At 70.5% G+C, this 18825-nt stretch carries 23 protein-coding genes; 7 read left to right on the plus strand and 16 right to left on the minus strand.

Features of this window, described 5'->3' with window-relative positions:
* Positions 1–369 precede the first annotated feature (369 nt).
* From QQS16_RS38090 to QQS16_RS38115, 6 genes are all read right to left on the minus strand, one after another.
* A complete protein-coding gene (locus tag QQS16_RS38090) occupies positions 370–1797 on the minus strand; it encodes an RICIN domain-containing protein (protein WP_286067149.1) in 1428 nt (475 codons plus the stop codon).
* A gap of 418 nt (positions 1798–2215) precedes the next feature.
* Positions 2216–2431 carry a hypothetical protein gene (locus QQS16_RS38095; protein WP_286067150.1) on the minus strand — a complete coding sequence of 72 codons (216 nt, stop codon included), beginning with the start codon at positions 2429–2431 and terminating at the stop codon, positions 2216–2218.
* A gap of 22 nt (positions 2432–2453) precedes the next feature.
* Complete coding sequence (locus tag QQS16_RS38100; RefSeq protein ID WP_353479742.1) at positions 2454–2747, minus strand: DUF3566 domain-containing protein; 294 nt, start codon at positions 2745–2747, stop codon at positions 2454–2456.
* Between the two features lie 1063 nt (positions 2748–3810).
* On the minus strand, positions 3811–4977 hold the full coding sequence (locus tag QQS16_RS38105; protein ID WP_286067151.1) for a ligand-binding sensor domain-containing protein: 1167 nt from the start codon (positions 4975–4977) through the stop codon (positions 3811–3813).
* Positions 4978–5172: 195 nt separating this feature from the next.
* The gene (locus tag QQS16_RS38110; protein ID WP_286067153.1) at positions 5173–5898 is read right to left on the minus strand and encodes a polyamine aminopropyltransferase; all 726 of its coding nucleotides are present in this window, start codon (positions 5896–5898) and stop codon (positions 5173–5175) included.
* A gap of 133 nt (positions 5899–6031) precedes the next feature.
* Positions 6032–6166: a hypothetical protein gene (locus QQS16_RS38115; RefSeq protein ID WP_353479743.1), complete on the minus strand. Its 135-nt coding sequence runs from the start codon at positions 6164–6166 to the stop codon at positions 6032–6034.
* A gap of 25 nt (positions 6167–6191) precedes the next feature.
* Here QQS16_RS38115 and QQS16_RS38120 point away from each other — a divergent pair, with 25 nt between their 5' ends.
* Entirely contained in the window at positions 6192–6416 is a 225-nt protein-coding gene (locus QQS16_RS38120) for an MmyB family transcriptional regulator (RefSeq protein WP_286067155.1), read from the plus strand.
* Between the two features lie 155 nt (positions 6417–6571).
* Here QQS16_RS38120 and QQS16_RS38125 read toward each other — a convergent pair whose 3' ends face one another.
* Both QQS16_RS38125 and QQS16_RS38130 read right to left on the minus strand, forming a co-directional pair.
* The gene (locus tag QQS16_RS38125) at positions 6572–7951 is read right to left on the minus strand and encodes an MFS transporter (RefSeq protein WP_286068115.1); all 1380 of its coding nucleotides are present in this window, start codon (positions 7949–7951) and stop codon (positions 6572–6574) included.
* Positions 7952–8324: 373 nt separating this feature from the next.
* Positions 8325–8675 carry a hypothetical protein gene (locus QQS16_RS38130; protein ID WP_286067156.1) on the minus strand — a complete coding sequence of 117 codons (351 nt, stop codon included), beginning with the start codon at positions 8673–8675 and terminating at the stop codon, positions 8325–8327.
* A gap of 274 nt (positions 8676–8949) precedes the next feature.
* Between QQS16_RS38130 and QQS16_RS38135 the strand changes: the two genes are divergently transcribed.
* On the plus strand, positions 8950–9513 hold the full coding sequence (locus QQS16_RS38135) for a snapalysin family zinc-dependent metalloprotease (protein WP_286067157.1): 564 nt from the start codon (positions 8950–8952) through the stop codon (positions 9511–9513).
* 203 nt (positions 9514–9716) lie between these two features.
* Here the strand turns inward: QQS16_RS38135 and QQS16_RS38140 are convergent, their stop codons facing one another.
* Together QQS16_RS38140 and QQS16_RS38145 are read right to left on the minus strand one after the other, a co-directional pair.
* Entirely contained in the window at positions 9717–9920 is a 204-nt protein-coding gene (locus QQS16_RS38140; RefSeq protein ID WP_037751662.1) for a cold-shock protein, read from the minus strand.
* A 369-nt stretch (positions 9921–10289) separates the two neighbouring features.
* Positions 10290–10739, minus strand: a complete 450-nt coding sequence (locus tag QQS16_RS38145; RefSeq protein WP_502963989.1) for an ATP-binding protein — start codon at positions 10737–10739, stop codon at positions 10290–10292.
* Between the two features lie 210 nt (positions 10740–10949).
* Between QQS16_RS38145 and QQS16_RS38150 the strand changes: the two genes are divergently transcribed.
* Entirely contained in the window at positions 10950–11312 is a 363-nt protein-coding gene (locus tag QQS16_RS38150) for an STAS domain-containing protein (protein ID WP_286067162.1), read from the plus strand.
* Positions 11313–11429: 117 nt separating this feature from the next.
* Here QQS16_RS38150 and QQS16_RS38155 read toward each other — a convergent pair whose 3' ends face one another.
* The gene (locus QQS16_RS38155) at positions 11430–11849 is read right to left on the minus strand and encodes an arsenate reductase ArsC (protein WP_286067163.1); all 420 of its coding nucleotides are present in this window, start codon (positions 11847–11849) and stop codon (positions 11430–11432) included.
* A 309-nt stretch (positions 11850–12158) separates the two neighbouring features.
* On the opposite strand from QQS16_RS38155, the gene QQS16_RS38160 reads away from it, so the two are divergent.
* Positions 12159–12467: an ArsR/SmtB family transcription factor gene (locus QQS16_RS38160; protein ID WP_286067164.1), complete on the plus strand. Its 309-nt coding sequence runs from the start codon at positions 12159–12161 to the stop codon at positions 12465–12467.
* The gene (arsB, locus tag QQS16_RS38165; protein ID WP_286067165.1) at positions 12464–13573 is read left to right on the plus strand and encodes an ACR3 family arsenite efflux transporter; all 1110 of its coding nucleotides are present in this window, start codon (positions 12464–12466) and stop codon (positions 13571–13573) included. The genes QQS16_RS38160 and arsB overlap by 4 nt, the downstream gene beginning before the upstream one ends.
* A 174-nt stretch (positions 13574–13747) precedes the next feature.
* Here arsB and QQS16_RS38170 read toward each other — a convergent pair whose 3' ends face one another.
* Positions 13748–14113, minus strand: coding sequence for an ArsR/SmtB family transcription factor (locus QQS16_RS38170; protein WP_286067166.1), 366 nt, complete (start codon positions 14111–14113; stop codon positions 13748–13750).
* A gap of 118 nt (positions 14114–14231) precedes the next feature.
* Between QQS16_RS38170 and QQS16_RS38175 the strand changes: the two genes are divergently transcribed.
* The gene (locus tag QQS16_RS38175) at positions 14232–15638 is read left to right on the plus strand and encodes an NAD(P)-binding domain-containing protein (RefSeq protein ID WP_286067167.1); all 1407 of its coding nucleotides are present in this window, start codon (positions 14232–14234) and stop codon (positions 15636–15638) included.
* A gap of 320 nt (positions 15639–15958) precedes the next feature.
* Here the strand turns inward: QQS16_RS38175 and QQS16_RS38180 are convergent, their stop codons facing one another.
* Entirely contained in the window at positions 15959–16375 is a 417-nt protein-coding gene (locus QQS16_RS38180) for an ATP-binding protein (RefSeq protein ID WP_286068116.1), read from the minus strand.
* 252 nt (positions 16376–16627) lie between these two features.
* On the opposite strand from QQS16_RS38180, the gene QQS16_RS38185 reads away from it, so the two are divergent.
* The gene (locus QQS16_RS38185; RefSeq protein ID WP_286067168.1) at positions 16628–16798 is read left to right on the plus strand and encodes a hydrophobic protein; all 171 of its coding nucleotides are present in this window, start codon (positions 16628–16630) and stop codon (positions 16796–16798) included.
* A gap of 520 nt (positions 16799–17318) precedes the next feature.
* On the opposite strand, the gene QQS16_RS38190 is transcribed toward QQS16_RS38185, so the two are convergent.
* The 3 genes from QQS16_RS38190 to QQS16_RS38200 are packed head-to-tail and all read right to left on the minus strand — an operon-like array spanning position 17319 to position 18771.
* Positions 17319–17876 carry a TIGR03086 family metal-binding protein gene (locus tag QQS16_RS38190; RefSeq protein WP_286067169.1) on the minus strand — a complete coding sequence of 186 codons (558 nt, stop codon included), beginning with the start codon at positions 17874–17876 and terminating at the stop codon, positions 17319–17321.
* Positions 17873–18412: an SRPBCC family protein gene (locus QQS16_RS38195; RefSeq protein ID WP_286067170.1), complete on the minus strand. Its 540-nt coding sequence runs from the start codon at positions 18410–18412 to the stop codon at positions 17873–17875. Before QQS16_RS38195 ends, QQS16_RS38190 begins: the two co-directional genes overlap by 4 nt.
* Positions 18409–18771 carry an ArsR/SmtB family transcription factor gene (locus tag QQS16_RS38200; protein ID WP_286067171.1) on the minus strand — a complete coding sequence of 121 codons (363 nt, stop codon included), beginning with the start codon at positions 18769–18771 and terminating at the stop codon, positions 18409–18411. Before QQS16_RS38200 ends, QQS16_RS38195 begins: the two co-directional genes overlap by 4 nt.
* Positions 18772–18825: the final 54 nt, after the last annotated feature.

An 18825-nucleotide genomic window follows, 5' to 3' on the forward strand; every position in this document is an offset into this window, starting at 1 on the left:
TGCGGCCCGTTGAGGCCCGAAGGCTTCCCTGCACGCTCAGGTGAGGTTGCCGGCCTCGGGGCCGGTGCCCGGTCCGCCCACGCCGCGGTTGACGAACATGTCGCAGCTGCGGCCGACTCCGGCGCTGTCCGCGCGGTAGGCGGCGGGCACGTTGGCGATCAGCTGTTCCTGGTTCTGCCGCAGCGTGGTGGCGAGCGAGTCGAGTTCCAGGTGGACGAGGTGACCATCTGAGGCAAACGCGCCGGTGGGATGCCGCGCCCGGCGCTGACCTGGGGCGCCTCGGGGCGTGTGCGGTCCGGCGTCTCGGTGACCGGCACGAGAGGCGGCCCGGCCGGGGAGACCGGCCGGGCCGCTGGGCGACGGGGGTGCTCAGACCCCGCGCTTGAACTGCTGGTTGGTGCCGGTGCCGCAGGTCCACTGGAGGAGCCTGGCGTTGTCGGCGGTGGACTTGTCCGCCACGTCGAGGCACTTGCCGCTGAGACGTGAGACGAGCCGCACCCAGCCGTCACCGGCGTCCTGGAGCCGCCACTGCTGGTTGGCGCCGGCGCCGCAGGTCCACTGGACGACCGGATTGCCGTTGGCGGTGGAGTTGTTGGCCACGTCCAGGCACTTGCCGCTGTGCCGGGCGACGAGCTGGACGTATCCGCTGCCCATGTCCTTGAACCACCACGCCTGGTTCATGCCGCCGTTGCAGGTGTACTGGGTGATCTGGGTGCCGTCGTCCTGCGACCGGCTGGGCACGTCCAGGCACTTGGTGCTGTGGCGGGCGGTGACCGTCTCCCAGGGTCCGCCGACGCCGTCGACCTTCCCGGCCGCGGTGTCGATGTCGATCTGGGCGAACCAGTCCATGGTCATGGTGGTGTCGGTGGGGAACTCCAGCGGCAGCCAGACGTACCGCGAGGCGTTGACGTTCAGGCCGAGGGAGTTGCCCCAGCGGTCGCCCATGTAGAGGTACTCGGTGCCCGCGCTGCCCTGCACGGGCAGGACGAACGTGGTCTGGGAGCCGTAGGCGGTGGAGTCGCCGACGTTGCGCAGGTCGCTCCAGGTACCGGTGATGCTGGAGGCGGTCGCGTACATCTGCTGGTTGGGCCGCCAGCCGGTGGCACCGGAGGTGAGCAGGAAGTAGACGCCGTTCCGCTTGAACAGGGCGGGCGCTTCCCGCAGTTGCCCGGCCCAGAGCAGCTGTACCCGGGTCTCGACGGTGAGGTAGTCGGGGCTGAGGCGGTAGATGTGCAGGTCACGGTTCTCACGGGCGGCCGAGATCATGTAGCCCGTACCGTCGTCGTCCGTGTAGACGGTGATGTCGCGGGACATGTGGCCCAGCGGACGGAAGCTGCCCTGCCAGGTGTAGTCGCCGTCGACGGTGTCGGAGACGGCCACGGCGGCCCGGGCCTGGGTGTAGTCGGTGGCCAGCTCCTTGTGCATCCACATCACGAACTTGCCGGTGGACGCGTTGTACATGACCTTCGGCCGCTCGATGTTGGCCGAGGCGAGCTCCGGATCGGTGGCCTGGGTCAGGACATGGCGCCGGAACTCCCAGCTCTTCAGGTCTGTCGAGCGGTACGCGGACACGTACCGGAAGGAGTTGTCCTCGTTGCGGTTCTCACCGAACCAGTAGTAGTAGGAGCCGACCTTGATCACACCGCCGCCGTGGGCGTGGACCACGGCTCCGGCGGTGTCGGTGAACTGGGTCCCGTTGGAGACCGTGACGGTCGCCGCGTGCGCGGCGCCGGTCATGAGGGCCTGGGGGACGAGGCTGAGCAGCACGGCGAGGACGAGGAGCCGGACACGGCGCATCGAGGGTCTTTCCCTTCCACTCGGCTGCCTTGGTGCCAACGCAGGAAACAAGGCAGACCACAACCGACCAAAAACCGGCTGAATCGAACGCTGCCGCACATCACACTGCCCTTACGGCTGTGCGTCAAGGGTGTGAACGTGACTGGTTCCGTACGGAGTCGGACGGGACGGGGCGGAACCTGGTGTCTCCCCCGGCGTCTCCCGCTCGTCCCGCCCCAGCGGATTCCGTGGCAGGTCCGAGGGGTGCCGTCTCGCTTCCTCACGTTTCGACAAAGTAAAGGGCGGCTTCTTGCGCTCCTGCGGATCGCGCTCCGAGCGTGGCTGAAAGAGGCGTACGGTGCCCGGCGTGCGGGACCTGGATGAGCCTCAGCCCCGCCCGCCCGGGGAAAGTCTCACGGGTGCCGGGCAGGGGCCTCGGTCACGACTCGGGCACGGCTTCGGTCTTCGCCGGCCCGGAGGATTCCATGGCGCGCTGGAAGGCGGCCATGCACGGTAGACAGTGCCGATCGGTAGCGTGCTGGTCGACTTTGTCGGACCGCTGCACACCGCACAGCGTGACGGTCTTGTCCGCGGCCAGCACATGCCAGACCAGTGCCTCGCCGGCTGCCGCGGATCCGATCCACATCTCGTACATACGCACGCTCCTCACGACCGCGTCACTCAGGTCCGTCCTGAGTCAGAGTCATCTCGACACCGCCGACGAGCCCCGCCGACAGGTTGTAGAGAAAGGCGCCCAGGGTCGTCAGCGCCGTGACCAGCACCACCTCCAGAATCGTGACGCCGGTGGTGATGACGAGCACCCAGCCCAGCGACGGCCGCAGATCCGGGTCGACCGTGCCCAGCAGCATCCACAGCACGGTCACCGTCACGATCACGCACACGCCCAGGGCCACGGAGGCGAGGAAGCCCACCGTCATCACCGACCAGGGGTCGGTCCTCGATATCCGCAACCGTGCTCGGCGCGTTCTCGGCGTACGGCGTCCTCGGGCGCCGGCCCGGCGTACGGCGCCGACGCCGCCCTCAACACCCGCACCCGTCCCCGCTCCGGCATCGGCACCGTTCCGCCGTCCCGTGACGTGGGGCTCGGCCCGTTCGGCACGGGGCCCGGGCTTTTGGTTCTCGCGGCGCAGGTCGGACGGGTGATGAGGTCCTGCGATACCGGTCGCCGGCCGGCGCACCGACTGCTGGGGGCGCGGCGGACTCGTGTCGGCCTGCGCGGCATCGGCCGACGCGGCCTCCGCGGGTGGGTGCCCGGTTCGTGTCTGCTGCTGAGCGCTGCCTTTCCGGGTGGCAGGCCGCTCCGGTCCGGGGGAGCGTCTCGCGCCCTTGCCGTTCCTCTTGGTGGCACGTCTGGCTGGACTCACGGGACCGTCCTCACGCCGTCTCGGGCCGCCCCTCTCCGCGTGCACCGCACAGGTTCACCGCACTGCGCACGGAGGTGTGGCTCATGAGCCGGGGCAGGCAACCGGGCGGCCGTCATTGGGGGTGGTTGTCAGGGGGTGGCCGTCAGAGCGCTGTCACGCCGCTGATCGTTCAGGCCCCGCAGCACGGCCACCGGAGCGTCCCGTACCCGCTCCAGCGGTACGTTCTCGTACTGGCAAGCCCAGCACCTTGTCCAAGTCCACGCTGACGGGCATCTCGTGCCTCCGGAAGTCGGGACTCATACCGGCATCACGGGCCGGCCCGGTCACGCATCCCATGCTTCGCCAGCGGACCGCCGCCCGCACCCTCGGTACACCCGACCGAGCACGGGCCCCGAAAGCGCAGCACGCGCACCGCTCCCGCCCGACAGACAGACGGACAGCACGCGCACCGCTCCCGTACGCATGACCGGCCCACCGCCTCGGCCACCGCTCGCCCGGAACGGCCGGGTGGGGCGGGACGTGACCGCCCTGGTGCGGATCGCGGGCCACGCCCCGCCCCGCTCGTTCGGCGACGGCGGTGGGCGCGGTGCGCGGTGGGCGCGCCGGGCCGGGAAGCACTCTCGGTCCCGGCTCGGTGGCCGGGACCGTGTCAGCCGTCGAGGCGTTCCGTGTAGGCCCCGGTCGGAGGGGCCTGGGTGGGACTCGTCATGCCCGCCGACCAGAACGCCGCGGTGCCGGGAACGGATGTCACGTCGTTGAGGTACGGCGCGGGCGCCGCACCGGCCGGTCCCCGTACGACGGTCCAGGTGCCGCCGTCCCGTCGCAGGTACGTGCTGCGGCTCTGGTCCTGGTAGTTCCAGCCCGATATCCATGCGGCGCGGCCCTGCGCGTCGCCCGCGATCCCGGTCAGCGACCCGACGACGAAGCCCGGTTGCAGCCGCGTCCAGGCCGTGCCGTCCCAGTGGGCCAGTGCGGGGTTGCCCGGGCGTCCCGGTGGTCCGCCGGCGCCGGCCTCGGTGCCCACCGCCCATACGTCGTCCGGCCCGTCCGCGTGCACATCAGCGATGCCCAGACGGAGTCCCGCGATCGCGGGGAGAACCGTCCACGCCCCGTTCCAGCGGGCCACCAGCCCCGACCATCCTCCGCCCGCCCCCACATCGCCGCTCACCCAGACCTCGCCCGGCGCTCCCGGCGTGACGCCGTAGAGGTTCGCGCTCGCCACAGGCAGCGGGTCCAGCCAGCGCCAGCGCCGTCCGTCCCCGCACAGCAGGCGGACTGCGCCGCCTCGCGTGCCGCAGGCCCACACCCGCTGGTCGGGGCCGACCGCCACCGAGTCCAGCCGGACGCCCGGCTCGCCCCTGCCCGGGAACGAGGCCTCGCGCCAGGTGGTTCCGTCCCAGCGCAGCAGTGGGCTCGCGTTCCCGTCGGGCAGGCCCACGGCCCACGCCGCGCCGGAGCTGCTACCGGCGACGTCGCTCAGCCGGCCGGCGAAGCTCAGATGCGACAGGTCGGTCTTCGACCAGGCGCTGCCGTTCCAGACCATGGCCAGCGCCTCTCCCCCCGACGGTCCGCCGAGGTCCTCCTCGCCGACGGCCCAGGCCAGTTGGGGCCCGGCGGCGGCGATGCTGCGTAACTGCGCCGGCGGGACGCTGCCGGGCGCCGGTACGGCCTGCCAGCCTTCCGCACGGGGCGTGGGTCCGGGATGCCGGCCTGGTGTGGGGGACGCCTGCGCGTCGGACGCCCGTACCGATCCCGGACCGAGTGCGATCCCCGAAAGCGCGCCGATCGTCCCCGCCACAAATCGCCTTCGTCTCACTGTCGGCTCCCTCCACGCGGGTAGGAGGGACCACCGTGAACCGGCGAAGCCCACAGGTCTAGATACGCACGTGACAAACCCGGCGGTCCCAGGTGCTCCGCGCGTGCGGCGATGAGCCGGGCGGCGGATGACAAGGGACGGGACAGATGACAAGTGACGGGTCATGGGTTACGGGCGACGGACCATGTCCTGCGGTCAGCTCGCGTCCGCTGCCTTCCACGCCAGGTAGACGGTGTTGGTCGCGGTTCCTCCCTGTAGAGGATTGTTGAAGTCGACGACATGGGCCTCCGACCCCGCGAAAACCTCGGCGAGGACGGCGGTGAACTGTTCGTCCGGCGGATCGTTCGACCAGAGAGCGAAGACGCCGTCGGGATGGAGACGGTCGGCGAGAGCGCGCATCCCGGCGGGCCGGTAGAGCGCCGCGTGACGCGGGTGCAGCACATGGCGCGGTGAATGGTCCACGTCCAGGAGGATGGCGTGGAAACGACGGTCCGGCTCCAGGGGGTCCAGGCCGCCGTCGCCGATCATCGCGAAGAAGTCGCCCTGAACCAGGCGGCAGCGGGAATCCGAGGCCAGGGAAGCGCCCAGCGGTACCAGTCCGCGCTGGTGCCACTCGATGACCTCGCCGAGAGCGTCGACCACGATCAGGGAACGGACACGTGGATCGTCCAGGGCGGCCCGGGCGGTGTAACCCAGGCCGAGTCCGCCCACGGCGACGTCGAGTTCGGCATGCGGCAGCTTGGCCAGGCCGATCCGGGTCAGGGCGATCTCGCCCGCGGTGAAGAGACTGGACATCAGGAACTCGTCCCCGAGCTTCACCTCGTACACGTCGTCGCCCGATGCCGGGTCCCGTCGGCGCCGCAGACTGATGTCGCCCATCGGGGTGGGGCGCCAGTCGATCTCCTGGAAACGCGCGCTCATCCGTTCACCTTCCTGATGCCGACGCCATGTGTCTGGCCGCCGCGCCGCGAGGCCGCCGCGAAGCTGTCCCTGCCGTCGGCCAGGACAGGGAGGAGGAACGGGAGCGGGGAGGAGGGAGGAACGGGCCGGGCGGTCAGGTGCCCATGATGACACCGGCCGGCGAGGGCCGGGTCCGGCAGCGCGGTCCGTCGCGGATCCCTTTGATGAGGAGTGCCTCGCCGGAGACGTCGACGTAGTGCGCGCCCGCGTCGATCGCCGCCCGCACCACCGGTTCACGGTAGGAGGTGAACGGAGTGGCGCAGTCGACGACCGCGTCCACGTCACTGAACGCGAGGTCCTGCGACCCGCCCCAGCACGACCTCCGGCACCCGCTGGTCGGCACCCTGACCGTCACCCAGCAGACGCTCACCACCTCCGACGCCTCCGACCAGGCACTCGTCGTCGTGACAGCGGAACCGGGAACAGCCTCGGAGCCAGCGCTCCGGCTGCTCGCCCAGGCCACCGGCACCACTCGCTGACGACAGGGACAGCTCGTCGCCGGCTTCGCCGGCTGTCTGGCTTCGCTGCCCGGTGCGGCCTGCGCAGCGGGTCGCCGACGGACGCGGTGGTCGACGGTGCCGGTGCGACGGCCGACCGGCGCCGGGGCGACGGAGACGTCGTTGCTCCCCGCCGGTCAGGCTCTGCCCGGGGGCGACTGCCTCGTGGTGCTCGGATGCGCCGAGGACGGCCGCGACTCCTGCGTCCGCCGCGACGGCGACGCGTCCCGCACGGCCGGAAGCGCCCGTCCCAGGCGTGCGAGCGGGGACCGAGCCATCACCAGCGGGGAGACCAGCATGCCCGCGGCCGTCACCAGGAGGCTGGTGCGCAGCCCCCACTCCAGCGCCAGAAGCCCGCCGAGCAGGGAGCCGAGCGGGGCCATCCCCATGCCGACGAACGTGATCGTCGCGGCCGTGCGGCCTTGCATGGCGTCCGGAGTGACGGCCTGCCGCACGGCCATGACCGTGACGTTCACCAACTGGCCCGCGGTCCCGAACACGAAGCTGATCGCCAGGAGCGCGGGAACGGTCACCGCGGAGGAACCGTGCAGCGCGGGCACCCACAGGAACACGCCATCACCGAGTGCCGCCGCGGACACGAGCACCGGGCCGTGACCGAACCGGTTCGGCAGGCGAGCGGCCAGCAGGGCGCCGAGCAGCGCGCCCGGCCCCGTAGCCGCGAGTGCCAGCCCGACGGTGGTGCCGGACAGGTCCAACTCCCGCGGCAGAAAGAGCAGATAGACGGTCATCATGGCGGCGAAGGAGAACTGGAAGGCGGCCGAGGCGAGGCACACGGTCCGCAGCGAGGCATCACCGACGACGAAGCGGAGGCCTTCATGGATCCGTCGCCATACCCGCGGAGCACGCTCCGAGCGCTCCGGGATCTCCGAGCGCTCCGGGATCTCCGGGATCTCCGAGCGCTCCGGGATCTCCGGGATCTCCGGGATCGGTTCGGTCCGCCGGATCCGCCGGATCGACAGGAACGACAGCGCGAAGAACACCGCGCCGGAGGCGGCGGCGATCGGCGCCGACAGCAGTGACACCAACGCACCGCCGAGGGCGGGCCCGCCGATCTGGGCCGCGGACCGGCTGCCCTCCAGCGCGCTGTTGCCCCGCACCAACTGATCGCGGCGCACCAGTCGTACGAGAGACGCCTGGTAGGCCACGTCGAAGAACACGGACAGGGCCCCGACGGCGAACGCGATCACGAGCAGCGCGGGCAGACCGAGCCGGCCGAGGAGACCGGCCACGGCGGCGGCGCCCAGTATCAGGGTCCGGCCGGCGTCCGTCACCACCATCACCGTGCGGGTCCGCCACCGGTCCACCCACGCGCCGACGAAGAGCGAGAACAACAGGAGCGGCGCCTGTCCCACCGCGCGGAGGGCGCCCAACTCGCCGGCGCCGGCGTCGAGCGTCAGGACGGCGAGGAGCGGGAGAACGATCAGAGTGGTGTGTTCGCCGAGTTGGGACGCCGTCTGACCCACCCAGAGCCGGCGGAAGTCGCGATCCCGCCACAGACTCGGCGAAGGAGATCGACCGGAACCGGACACGGCGGAGGAAGTGGGCGTCACTGAAAGTCCCTCGGAACGGCGACGAGGCCCATCACCCGGCGCACACCAGGGGCGCCGACGATCCAGGCAGGGGAAGGCTCGCTGTGCCGCGTCTCAAGGGCAGCACGCGATGACAGGCCGATCACGGCCTACAGGTCAACGCGCGCTCGGACGACCGACCATGCCCCGACTCCTCGTCTCCTCGTGGGTCACTCACCGCCCCCGAACACTAACCACCGGCGGCTCGGCGCGAAAGGCGATTGTTCCCTGGGGCGGACGGGACAGAGGTACCGGTGACGGAGTCGTGGCCAGCCCCGGTCCTCGTAGCTGTGGCGCGCGACTACCGCTCCGCCTCGTGCGCGAACTGAAGGGAGATGTGACGCAGGACGTCAGCGGCGCTGACGTCGGTGCGACCGTCGTCATGGACCTCTGCCAGTTGCACGAAGACGAACGAGAAGCAGTTGGCGATGCTCGCGATGGCCGGCCCCAACTCCTCGGAGATGACGTCCGCCACCGCGCGGCCGTCGGCTTCGGCAGGAAGCTGGATATGGGGGAGTGTCTCCGCGAGCAGCGCGGAGATGGCTCCGGTCAGCGAGGCCTGGCCGTCGGGATTCTCACGGACCTGCCGCCGCATCTCGAGTGCCTCGGTGAGGATGCCGACGACCTTCTGCATGATCTCTCGCTGCTCCATGTGCGCAGCCTAGACGTGTCGGTGCTCCACCGAAGCGTTGTCCACCGGGGACGGGCGAGCGGCATGGAATCACTCCAACATGGCTCGGCACGGCTCGGCACGGCTCGGCACACGGGGGACTGAGGGCCTCCAGGAGTGCTCGTTCCCGGGCCGGGCGGGAGGGCCGAGGGTGGTGCCGATTGACGGATTGACGTCTGCGTGGAGTGGGCAGGGAGCCTGAGCCTGACAGTGTGTGGCATGAGCATGACCTACCTTCCCCCACAGGAGGACGACCATGTACTCGCGCACGTTCGCCCGTAGCTTCGCCGCTGCCCTCACGGCGGCAATCACCCTGGCCGGCGGTCACGCCTACGCGGCTGTGCCGGACTCCGGCGACCAGCTGCTCGCAGCCCGGGTCGTCACCTATGACGCGAGCGCGTCGGCGGAGTTCAAAGCCGCTGTGGACCGGGGCGCAGCGATCTGGAACGAGAGTGTCGACGCCGTCGAACTGCGCCCGGTCGCCGCGGGGCAGCGCGCCAACATCCGGATCCTGGCCGACAACGGCTGGCCCCGGGCGCTGACGACCTCGCTCGGCAACGGAACGGTCTACATCGGACGGCAGGCCGTCGACCAGGGCTACAACACCGTCCGCATCTCGGCCCACGAACTCGGTCACATCCTTGGCCTGCCGGACCGCAAGCCCGGACCGTGCACCAGCCTGATGTCCGGTTCCAGCGCCGGTGTCTCATGCGCGAACCCGTACCCGAACACGGCCGAGAAGAGCGAGGTCGAGGGCAACTTCGGCGGCGAACTCGTCGGCTCGGCGCCCGCCACCCGCACCATGACGATCGTGGACTGACCGGCGGGTGGGCCTGCGGATGGCCTGGCCCCCTGTGAGGGCTGACAGTTCTCGCGAGGGCGGGCCGTCCGCGGGTCCACCGGACGTCGTCCGTTGTCCTCGGTGCGGAAGGGGTTCTTCCGTGACATGCCGGGATCCGAGCGCGCCGAAACGCGTCGGGTCCCCGAGCGGCTGCTCGGGGACCCGACGACGCCCTGCCTGGATCAGGCGGGGGTGATGTTCTCGGCCTGCGGGCCCTTCTGGCCCTGGGTGATGTCGAAGGTCACCGCCTGGCCTTCCTGCAGCTCGCGGAAGCCGGAGGCGTTGATGTTGGAGTAGTGCGCGAAGACGTCCGGTCCGCCGCCGTCCTGGGCGATGAAGCCGAAGCCCTTTTCGGCGTTGAACCACTTCACGGTTCCGCTGGCCATGCTGGTGCCTCTCGGTCGATGTCAGGAACCGCACCGCGCGGCCCTGGAGGTGATCGTCCTGGTCCGGCACTGCACAGCAAAGCGCCCGCGCCAAAGCGCGGGCAGGGTACTGCGAACCACGACAGCTGGCAGTGACGTTACACGGCGAAAGGGGCCCTCACCAGAGAACAGCGCTCATGATCCATGTCGGTGCGCGGCGGTCGGGCTCGATGTGCGTGAGGATCCGGACGACTCGGGGCATGGTGCCCTCGAATCGGGTGCCTGGGCCCACACGGGCGGGATGCCGCCGACGCCGAACGCGCCGGTGTGGGGGGCCGGGTGGTCCCTGGTTCGGGTGCGCTGAGGGAACGGCTGGGGGAAACGCAGGTGTTACTGAGGGCGGCGTCCGGTGATGTCTCCGCCGGGGTCGTCGGGCAGGGCGATGCGGGCGGTGATGCGTTTGCCGACCGGCTCGCGCTGGACCTCGAAGCCCTGGGCGACGGCCATGACGATCTCCAGGCCATGCTGGCCGACCCTGCCCGCATCGGCGGCCCGGGCCACCGGCAGCACGGGATCGCTGTCCCACACCACCACTTCCACCACGGCGCCCGTGATGCGCAGTTCCATCAGCACCGGACCGGGCGCGTACTTGCGGGCGTTGGTGACCAGCTCGCTGACCACCAACTGGGTCAGGTCCATCGCACGCGCGGACACCGGCAGGCCGTGTTCGGCCTGCACACGGGTGAGAAAAGCCACCGCACGATGACGTGCCTCAGCGATGACAGCCCCATCACCGTCCAGGGCGACGGTGTCCTGTATCGGATCGGCGCCAGGCGCCACGCCGCCGTCACCGTCGGGGACTGAATCCACCTGGTCCACCTCTGCTCCCCCGTTCACATGGCTGCGCCTACCCCGCACTATGCCTCACATGCCTCTGGATCTCGGCTAAGGTACCGAACGCACGTTCGTCATACCCTCAGGGCAGACTGTCGGCGCACTATCGTGTCGGGGTCCGAGGAGTCCCCATCAGCGAGCGCAGTCGAGGAAACGGTGACAGACACACACGGAGAAGCGCGGACCGGCCAACTGCCGATCGACCACACCGTCGTCGGCGACGTCCGGGTGGTCACCCTGCGCGGCGAGATCGACCATGGCGTCCGCGACCAGTTCGGCCAGGCGCTGCTTCCCGACGGAGAGGCGGCCCCACGGATCGTGGTCGATCTCAGCGGCGTGACGTTCATGGACTCGAGCGGCATCAACGTCCTCATCGCCGTCCACCGGACCGCGAGTGACGCCCAGGGATGGCTGCGCGTCGCCGGCGCTCAGGAACCCGTACTGCGGGTTCTTCGGCTCGTCGGCCTGGACGAGGTCATCCCCTGCCATCCCACCGTCGAACAGGCCCTGTCCGCCTGACCCGCCTGGTGTCCCTCCTGGGTGGTGGCGGACGACGGCCGCGGACCCGGCGAAGCGGGGCAGGAACGTCGCCTCCTCCATGGCGGTGTCGCCACCGCGGTGGTCGTACCGCTCAGTTCACGCCTCCCGCCGGGCGTCGATCTCGGCGATCAGGGCCTCGATACGGGTCCTGATCTCGTCGCGGATGGGGCGGACGGACTCGACCCCCTTGCCCGCCGGGTCCTCCAGTGCCCAGTCGAGGTACTTCTTGCCGGGGAAGACGGGGCAGGCGTCGCCACAGCCCATGGTGATGACGTAGTCCGACGACTGGACGGCCTCGGTGGTCAGCACCTTCGGCTTCTGGCCGGCGATGTCGATACCGAGTTCGGCCATGGTTTCGACGGCCGAGGGGTTCACCTGGTCGGCCGGGACCGAGCCGGCGGAGCGGGCCTCGATCCGGTCGCCCGCGAGGTGGGAGAGGAAGCCGGCGGCCATCTGCGATCGGCCCGCGTTGTGGACGCAGACGAAGAGAACGGAGGCGAGCGGGGCGGTGGACATGGATTCTTCCTTCACGGAGGGGAGCGTCGGTGGTTCAGCGGGGCAACAGGTGGGACAGGGGCGGCAGTTCGGTGCGGCGGGGCGTGCTTGGACGGGTGACGCCGCAGCCCAGGGCCGGTGACGATGTCGGCGGCCCTGTGAGGGTGCGATCCGCCACCCCGTCGGTCGTCACCGGCGTCAACGGCACTCCGGGCTGCACCGCACGATCTCCTCGGTCAGGGGTTCCGGGAGAACTCCGGCGGGATCGGCGCCACGTGCGTGCGTACCCGCGCTGGTATCAGCGCCGTACCGGTGTGACAGTATCAGCGCATGCTGACTTCAGTCGACGCTGATGTGATCCGGGTGCTGGGCGATCCGCTCCGCCTGAAGATCGTGACCCTGCTGGCGCGCGAGACGCTCTGCACGACACACCTGGTCGAGGAGACCGGAGCCAAGCAGACCAACCTGTCCAACCACATGAAGGTGCTGCGCGAGGCGGGGCTGGTGGATACCGAGCCGTGCGGCCGCTACACCTACTACAAGCTGCGCCCCGAGGTTCTGGCCGGCCTGTCCGAGCGGTTCGTCGCACTGGCCGCCGCCGCCCGTACCGCCGCCGAGAACAAGAGGGCCTGCCCGTGACCTCCACCGAGCCCACCACCACGACCCCTGCGGGCGCCGGTGACGACTCCGTCGTCAAGAAGCTCTCCACCCTCGACCGCTACCTCGCGGTGTGGATCCTGCTCGCCATGGCCGTCGGCCTCGGTCTGGGGCGGATCGTTGTGAGGATGGACGACGCGCTGGCGAAGATCGAGGTCGGCGGGATCTCCCTGCCGATCGCGCTCGGCCTGCTGGTGATGATGTACCCGGTGCTGGCGAAGGTCCGCTACGACAAGCTGGACTCCGTCACGGGCGACAAGAAGCTGATGGTCTCCTCGCTGGTCATCAACTGGATCGTCGGCCCGGCGGTCATGTTCGCGCTGGCGTGGATCTTCCTGCCGGACCTGCCCGAGTACCGCACCGGCCTGATCGTCGTCGGTCTCGCCCGCTGCATCGCGATGGTCATCATCTGGAACGACCTCGCGTGCGGCGACCGCGAAGCGGCCGCCGTCCTGGTCGCGCTGAACTCGGTCTTCCAGGTGATCGCGTTCGGTCTGCTGGGTTGGCTGTATCTCGACCTGCTGCCCGGCTGGCTCGGCCTGGGCGACGGCGAGCACCTCGACATCTCCATGTGGGAGATCGGGCTGAACGTCGTCCTCTTCCTCGGCGTCCCGCTGCTGGCCGGGTTCCTCACCCGCCGCGTCGGCGAGCGGAAGATGGGCCGCGAGGGCTACGAGACCAGGTTCCTGCCGAGGATCGGCCCCTGGGCGCTGTACGGGTTGCTCTTCACGATCGTCATCCTCTTCGCCCTCCAGGGGGAGACGATCACCTCGCAGCCGCTGGACGTCGCACGGATCGCGCTGCCTCTGCTCGTGTACTTCGCGATCATGTTCTTCGGCACCTTCCTCCTCGGCAAGGGCCTCGGCCTCGCCTACGACCGCACCGCGACCCTCGCCTTCACCGCGGCGGGCAACAACTTCGAGCTGGCCATCGCGGTCGCCATCGCCACCTTCGGCGTCACCTCCGGGCAGGCACTGTCCGGCGTGGTGGGCCCGCTCATCGAGGTGCCGGTCCTGATCGGCCTGGTCCACGTCGCCCTGGCCTGGCGCAAGCAGTTCCACGCCGGAGCCCTGACGACGGCTCCGTAACGCGTCCGGTGGGCGCGGTGGTGGGCGGGCGGGACGCGCCACCGGCCACCACCTGCGCCGCGGCAAGGGGTCCCGGCGGGCCGACCGGCGCGCCCGGACGGTCGGCGGCTGAGCGCACCGCCGGAGTACCGGGCACGCCGCGCCTGACCCGCCGCGACGGGCGTGTGCCGCTGGTCAGGAACGCAGGTCGAGCAGGGCGGACATCGCGGCCACCACAGTGGGCGCCACCTGGTAGTAGACCCAGGTCCCGCGCCGCTCGGAGGTGAGCAGTCCGGCTTCGCGCAGCTTCTTCAGGTGGTGGGACACGGTCGGCTGGGAGACGCCGACGTCGGAGATGTCGCACACGCACGCCTCACCGCCGGCGTGCGAGGCGACCTTGGAGAACAGGCGCAGCCGCACCGGGTCGGAGAGCGCCTTGAACATCACCGCCATCTTCTCCGCGTCGGCCTGTGACAGTTCCCCGGCGGTGATCGGTGGGCAGCACGGCACCGCGGTCCCGGGGTCCAGGACCGGCAGTTCGACAACCTCTGACTTCGACATGTGTCTATGTTGACACTCGTCGATGCCGCATGGCAAGGTCGGTATATCGATAGCGATCGAAGCAGGGGTCCGGCGCCGCCGCCGGTGCCGCCGGATCGCGCGAAACCGGAGGACCGCCATGACCACCACCACTTCGGACCTGCCGGTCGTCGTCATCGGCGCCGGCCCGGCGGGCCTCGCGGCCGCCGCGCACCTCGTCGAGCGCGGCCTCGCACCACTGGTCCTGGAGGCCGGACCCGCGGCCGCCGCCGCGGTGCGCGAGTGGGGCCACGTACGCCTGTTCTCCACCTGGGCCGAGCTGACCGACCCGGCCGCCGAGAAGCTGCTCGCCCCCACCGGCTGGACCAGGCCGGACCCGGCGACGTATCCCTCCGGCGGGGAATGGGCCGAGCGATACCTTCAGCCCCTCGCCGACGTCCTCGGCGACCGCGTCCGCGTGGACGCCATCGTCACCGGCGTCTCCCGCGCCGGGCGCGACCGCGTCGTCGACGCCGACCGCGCGAACCAGCCCTTCGTCGTCCACTTCACCACCACCGACGGCGAAGAGCGCGTCTTCGCCCGGGCCGTCATCGACGCCTCCGGCACCTGGACCACCCCCAGCCCGGCCGGTGCCGACGGCCTGCCCGCCCTCGGGGAGAAGGCCGCCGCCGACCGCGTCAGCTACCGCGTCCCCGACCTGACGGATCCGGCCGTCCGCGCCCGTCACGCGGGCAGGCGCACCGCCGTCATCGGCTCCGGAGCCTCGGCCTTCACCGCGCTGGCCACCCTCGCCGACCTCGCCGAGGACGAGCCGGGCACCCGCGCGGTGTGGATCCTGCGCAGGGGCCTGTCCGGTTCCACGTTCGGCGGCGGTGAAGCCGACCAACTGCCCGCCCGCGGCGCTCTCGGGCTCGCGGCGAAGGCCGCCGTCGACAACGGGTACGCGGACGCGGTCACCGGCTTCCGCACCGAGGCCGTCGAGCGCGACGGCGAGGGCCGACTGGTCCTGACGAGTGAGGACGGCCGTCGCCTCGACCCGGTGGACGAAGTCGTCGTGCTGACCGGTCTCCGCCCGGACCTCTCCTTCCTCTCCGAGCTCCGCCTCGGTCTCGACGAACGGCTCCAGGCGCCCACCGGGCTGGCGCCTCTCATCGACCCCAACCAGCACTCCTGCGGCACCGTCTACCCGCACGGCCACCGCGAGTTGTCCCACCCCGAACCCGGCGTCTACCTGGTCGGCATGAAGTCCTACGGCCGCGCTCCCACCTTCCTGGCCATGACCGGCTATGAGCAGGTCCGCTCCGTCACCGCGGCGATCGCCGGCGACCTCGAATCCGCCGACCGAGTCGAACTCACCCTGCCGGAGACCGGGGTGTGCGGCGGGGCCGGACTGTTCGACGACCCGGCCGCCGACGAGCAGGCCGACGCCGGCGGCTGTTGTTCGCCCACGCCCACGCCCGCGTCCGTGCTCGTGCGGATCGGCGTCGGCGCGCCCGTCGGCACCGGAGCCGAGAAGGCGCCGGAGGGTGGCTGCTGCGGCTCGTGACCGGCCTCGACAGCCCGGAGCGCGGGGCCACCCTGGCGCGTCGTGGCGAGAACGGTCCGCGCGGCCTCACCCTCCTCCAGGCCGCCGTCGTCACAACGACCGTTGGGGCACCACTCACTTCGGCCGTCGGTTCGGTGACCGTAACGAGTCCACCCGCGAAGGCGTGAGGCGGCCCGTCCGGTGCGGGAGTCCCGTCAGCCGCGGCGAGCCGCGGTCACGGCTGTTCGGGGGCGGGGGCGGAGGCGAGGACGACGGCGGTACCGGCGGGCGGGCAGCCTTGAAGGCGCGTCCAGTCGGTCACCCGAGCGTCGAAGGCGAGCTCAGTCGTCCTTCGACCGGTCGGTGGCCTCCGGACGGAAGCACGCCGACACTGTCTTGCCGTGCCGCTGGCACTTCATCTCCAAGTCGTCAGCGAGCATCCGTACGATCCCCACTCCGCGACCGGACACCTCGCCCGCCTGCGGCTCACGTTGGCGCGGCAGTGTCGGGTCCTCGTCGTGGACGCTCACATGAAGGCAGTCGCCGTCCCAGGTGAGGACCAGATGCGCGTCGCTGTGCGCGTGGACGTGAGCGTTGGTGAGCAACTCGGACACGGCCAGGACCACGGAATCCACCGTCTGGGGCTCCTCGGCGGCCCATGGCAGGGACTCCAACTGCTTGCGCGTCCACTGCCGTCCGGCGCGTACGCCACCTGACACGGGGAACGAATGCGCCCAACCCATCGCCTTGACCGCCACCGAATTCACTCCCGTCACTGCTGCCGTCCACACCCTTGCGTACACGCACCGAGTACCCGCGACCTGTGCGGCCAGGCACTCCACACGCTTCATTCGGGGACCGGTGTCTCGTGCCGCGGCACTGATTGCCTGTGCGCAAGGGGCGGTTGCGGGCGGCGCGCCTGATGCCCCGAGCAGCAGATAAGAAACAGATAAGTTCCAGCGTGTGTGGGGATCATGGCGGGGCACACGGCGGGACGGAGGTAGATAACTATGGTTCCCCTGTTGCTCGTTCTGCTGCTCGTTCTGCTCCTCTTCGGTGCCGGGTTCGCCCTGAAGGCACTGTGGTGGATCGCCGTGATCGTCCTGGTGATCTGGCTGGTCGGTTTCCTCGCTCGCTCCACCGGAACAGGTGGGAAGCGAGGCCGCTGGTACCGCTGGTAGGCGTGTAGGCAATCGCCGTACGCGAGTGGGGGGCGCACCGGTTTTTGGTGCGCCCCCCACCCATGTCCGCGTGACTCTCACCGCCTGTACACACAACGGGCTGTATCGCCGGTCCGTCTCCGGGTACGCAGCCCTCAGGCCCGGAGCCGGCACCTGCGCCGACATGGGAACCCCGGCACCTCCAGCAGGACCGGTTCCGGGTCGCTCTTGACCGGGTGTCCGGACCTGCCCGACGGGCACCTGCGAGGAATGACCTCATACACGGCAGTGGTTCAGCTCGCGGAGCGCTGGCAAGGCCCCCCGTGGTTCAAGTGGGCCTTCCTGGGAGTCTGGGCGGTGTTCGGAGTGATCATCCTGGTGCGACTGCGGCGGAACGGCTGGAAGTTCCCCCGGCAACGCTGAGGGGACCCGGCGGCGCCGAAGTGGCAGGACTCGCCCGGCACTTCGGGAGCTGCACCGGACCTGCCGCGAACCGCGCCGGCACGCTCTCACGGGAATGCCGGTGACGGCCCGCGTGACGTCAGGGTGCGCGGCCGATGAAGGCGAGCAGGCGAGTCTGGACGTCGGCCGCCTCCGGCACCTCGACCCGGGGTCCGTACTGCCCACTCGCGCGGAGCACGTCGTCGAGGGGCAGCATCCCGTCGAGCAACCGGGCGCAACGGGCGGGATCGAGGTGTTCGTCCTGGCCGGTGGCGCGGGCCAGGTCCCAGGTGTGCATGAACACGTCGGCGGTGTAGAACCGGTCGACCGCCTGGTCCAGGGGGATGTCTCCGATGTGCGGGTTCGACAGGAGCTTGTGCGCGGTGCCCGGATCGTCGAGGAGGGCCTGCACTCCATCGCGGTGGGTCACCCAGGCGGCCACCGGGTCGTCGTCCACCGAGGGCCCAGTCGGCAGTTCGACTCCGGCGCCGGCTTTGAGGAAGGCGGGGAACCACTCGACCAGGTGCCGGACGACGTCCCGGGCGACCCAGCCCTCGCACGGCGCCGGGTTGTCCCATGCCTCCGGGGCCGTGCCGTGTACGCGGTCGGTGAAGCCGCCGGCCACGGTGCGGTGTTCGTCGGCCGCTGTCGTCGTCATGGTCGGGATCCCGTCTCGGTGTGCCGGTCGGCGCTGTCGTCCCGCCGGCGGCCGAGCAGCTCGTCCAGCCGCTCGTAGCCCTCGCGGACGCCGACGTCCATGCCGCTCCTGAGCATCGCGTCGCGGGCTTCGATGGAGTCCATGAGGGACTTGCCGGTGACCCGGGTGCGACCGCCGAGGTCCTCGAAGACGGCCGTCTCCAGGCTGACGCCGTCCGGGAAGCCGTCGTAGGTGAAGGTCTGCACGATGCGCTCGTTGGGGCGCACCTCGTGGAAGACACCGTGGAAGCCGTACTCGGTGCCGTCGTCGGCACGGTGCACATAGCGGTAGGAGCCACCGCTGCGTGCGTCGTACCGGTCGATCCGCATCTCGAGCCGACGCGGGCCGAGCCACTGGACGACCAGATCGGGGTCGGTGTACGCCCGGAACACACGCTCCGGCGGAGCGTCGAACTCCCGGGTGATCACGATGACGGGCAGATCCGGCTCCGCCACGATCCGTGTCTCGTTGGGGTGATGTGTGTGGGTGGTGCTCATGATGCCGCCTCTTTCGCGGGAGGTTCCGTCGTCGGCCGCTCGTCCAGCTGTTCAAGGAGGGCATCGAGCCGGCGGAAGCGGTCCTCCGCCTCGCGCCGATAGCGCTCGATCCACTTCGTCATCAGGTCGAAGACCTCTGCTTCCAGGTGGCAGGGCCGCCGCTGGGCGTCCCTGCTGCGGCTGACCAGGCCGGCGTCCTCCAGGACCTTGATGTGCTTGGACACGGCCTGCACCGTGACCTCGTACGGTTCGGCCAGTTCGTTGACCGTGGCGTCCCCGGCGGCGAGCCGGGCCACGATGTCGCGCCGAGTCGGGTCGGCCAGTGCGGAGAACACCAGCGACAGTCGGTCGTCGGTCACCTGACACCTCTATTCAACCGATTGGTTAAATATCCTACGTCCGTGAATCCGACT

Source organism: Streptomyces sp. ALI-76-A (genome assembly GCF_030287445.1).
Lineage (GTDB): Bacteria > Actinomycetota > Actinomycetes > Streptomycetales > Streptomycetaceae > Streptomyces.

Coding starts and splice junctions, on each gene's coding strand:
- QQS16_RS38090 (WP_286067149.1), bottom strand. CDS start 1,797: ATGCGCCGTGTCCGGCTCCTCGTCCTCGCCGTGCTGCTCAGCCTCGTC.
- QQS16_RS38095 (WP_286067150.1), bottom strand. CDS start 2,431: ATGTACGAGATGTGGATCGGATCCGCGGCAGCCGGCGAGGCACTGGTC.
- QQS16_RS38110 (WP_286067153.1), bottom strand. CDS start 5,898: ATGAGCGCGCGTTTCCAGGAGATCGACTGGCGCCCCACCCCGATGGGC.
- QQS16_RS38130 (WP_286067156.1), bottom strand. CDS start 8,675: ATGGAGCAGCGAGAGATCATGCAGAAGGTCGTCGGCATCCTCACCGAG.
- QQS16_RS38135 (WP_286067157.1), top strand. CDS start 8,950: ATGTACTCGCGCACGTTCGCCCGTAGCTTCGCCGCTGCCCTCACGGCG.
- QQS16_RS38140 (WP_037751662.1), bottom strand. CDS start 9,920: ATGGCCAGCGGAACCGTGAAGTGGTTCAACGCCGAAAAGGGCTTCGGC.
- QQS16_RS38155 (WP_286067163.1), bottom strand. CDS start 11,849: ATGTCCACCGCCCCGCTCGCCTCCGTTCTCTTCGTCTGCGTCCACAAC.
- QQS16_RS38160 (WP_286067164.1), top strand. CDS start 12,159: ATGCTGACTTCAGTCGACGCTGATGTGATCCGGGTGCTGGGCGATCCG.
- QQS16_RS38170 (WP_286067166.1), bottom strand. CDS start 14,113: ATGTCGAAGTCAGAGGTTGTCGAACTGCCGGTCCTGGACCCCGGGACC.
- QQS16_RS38175 (WP_286067167.1), top strand. CDS start 14,232: ATGACCACCACCACTTCGGACCTGCCGGTCGTCGTCATCGGCGCCGGC.
- QQS16_RS38185 (WP_286067168.1), top strand. CDS start 16,628: ATGGTTCCCCTGTTGCTCGTTCTGCTGCTCGTTCTGCTCCTCTTCGGT.
- QQS16_RS38190 (WP_286067169.1), bottom strand. CDS start 17,876: ATGACGACGACAGCGGCCGACGAACACCGCACCGTGGCCGGCGGCTTC.
- QQS16_RS38195 (WP_286067170.1), bottom strand. CDS start 18,412: ATGAGCACCACCCACACACATCACCCCAACGAGACACGGATCGTGGCG.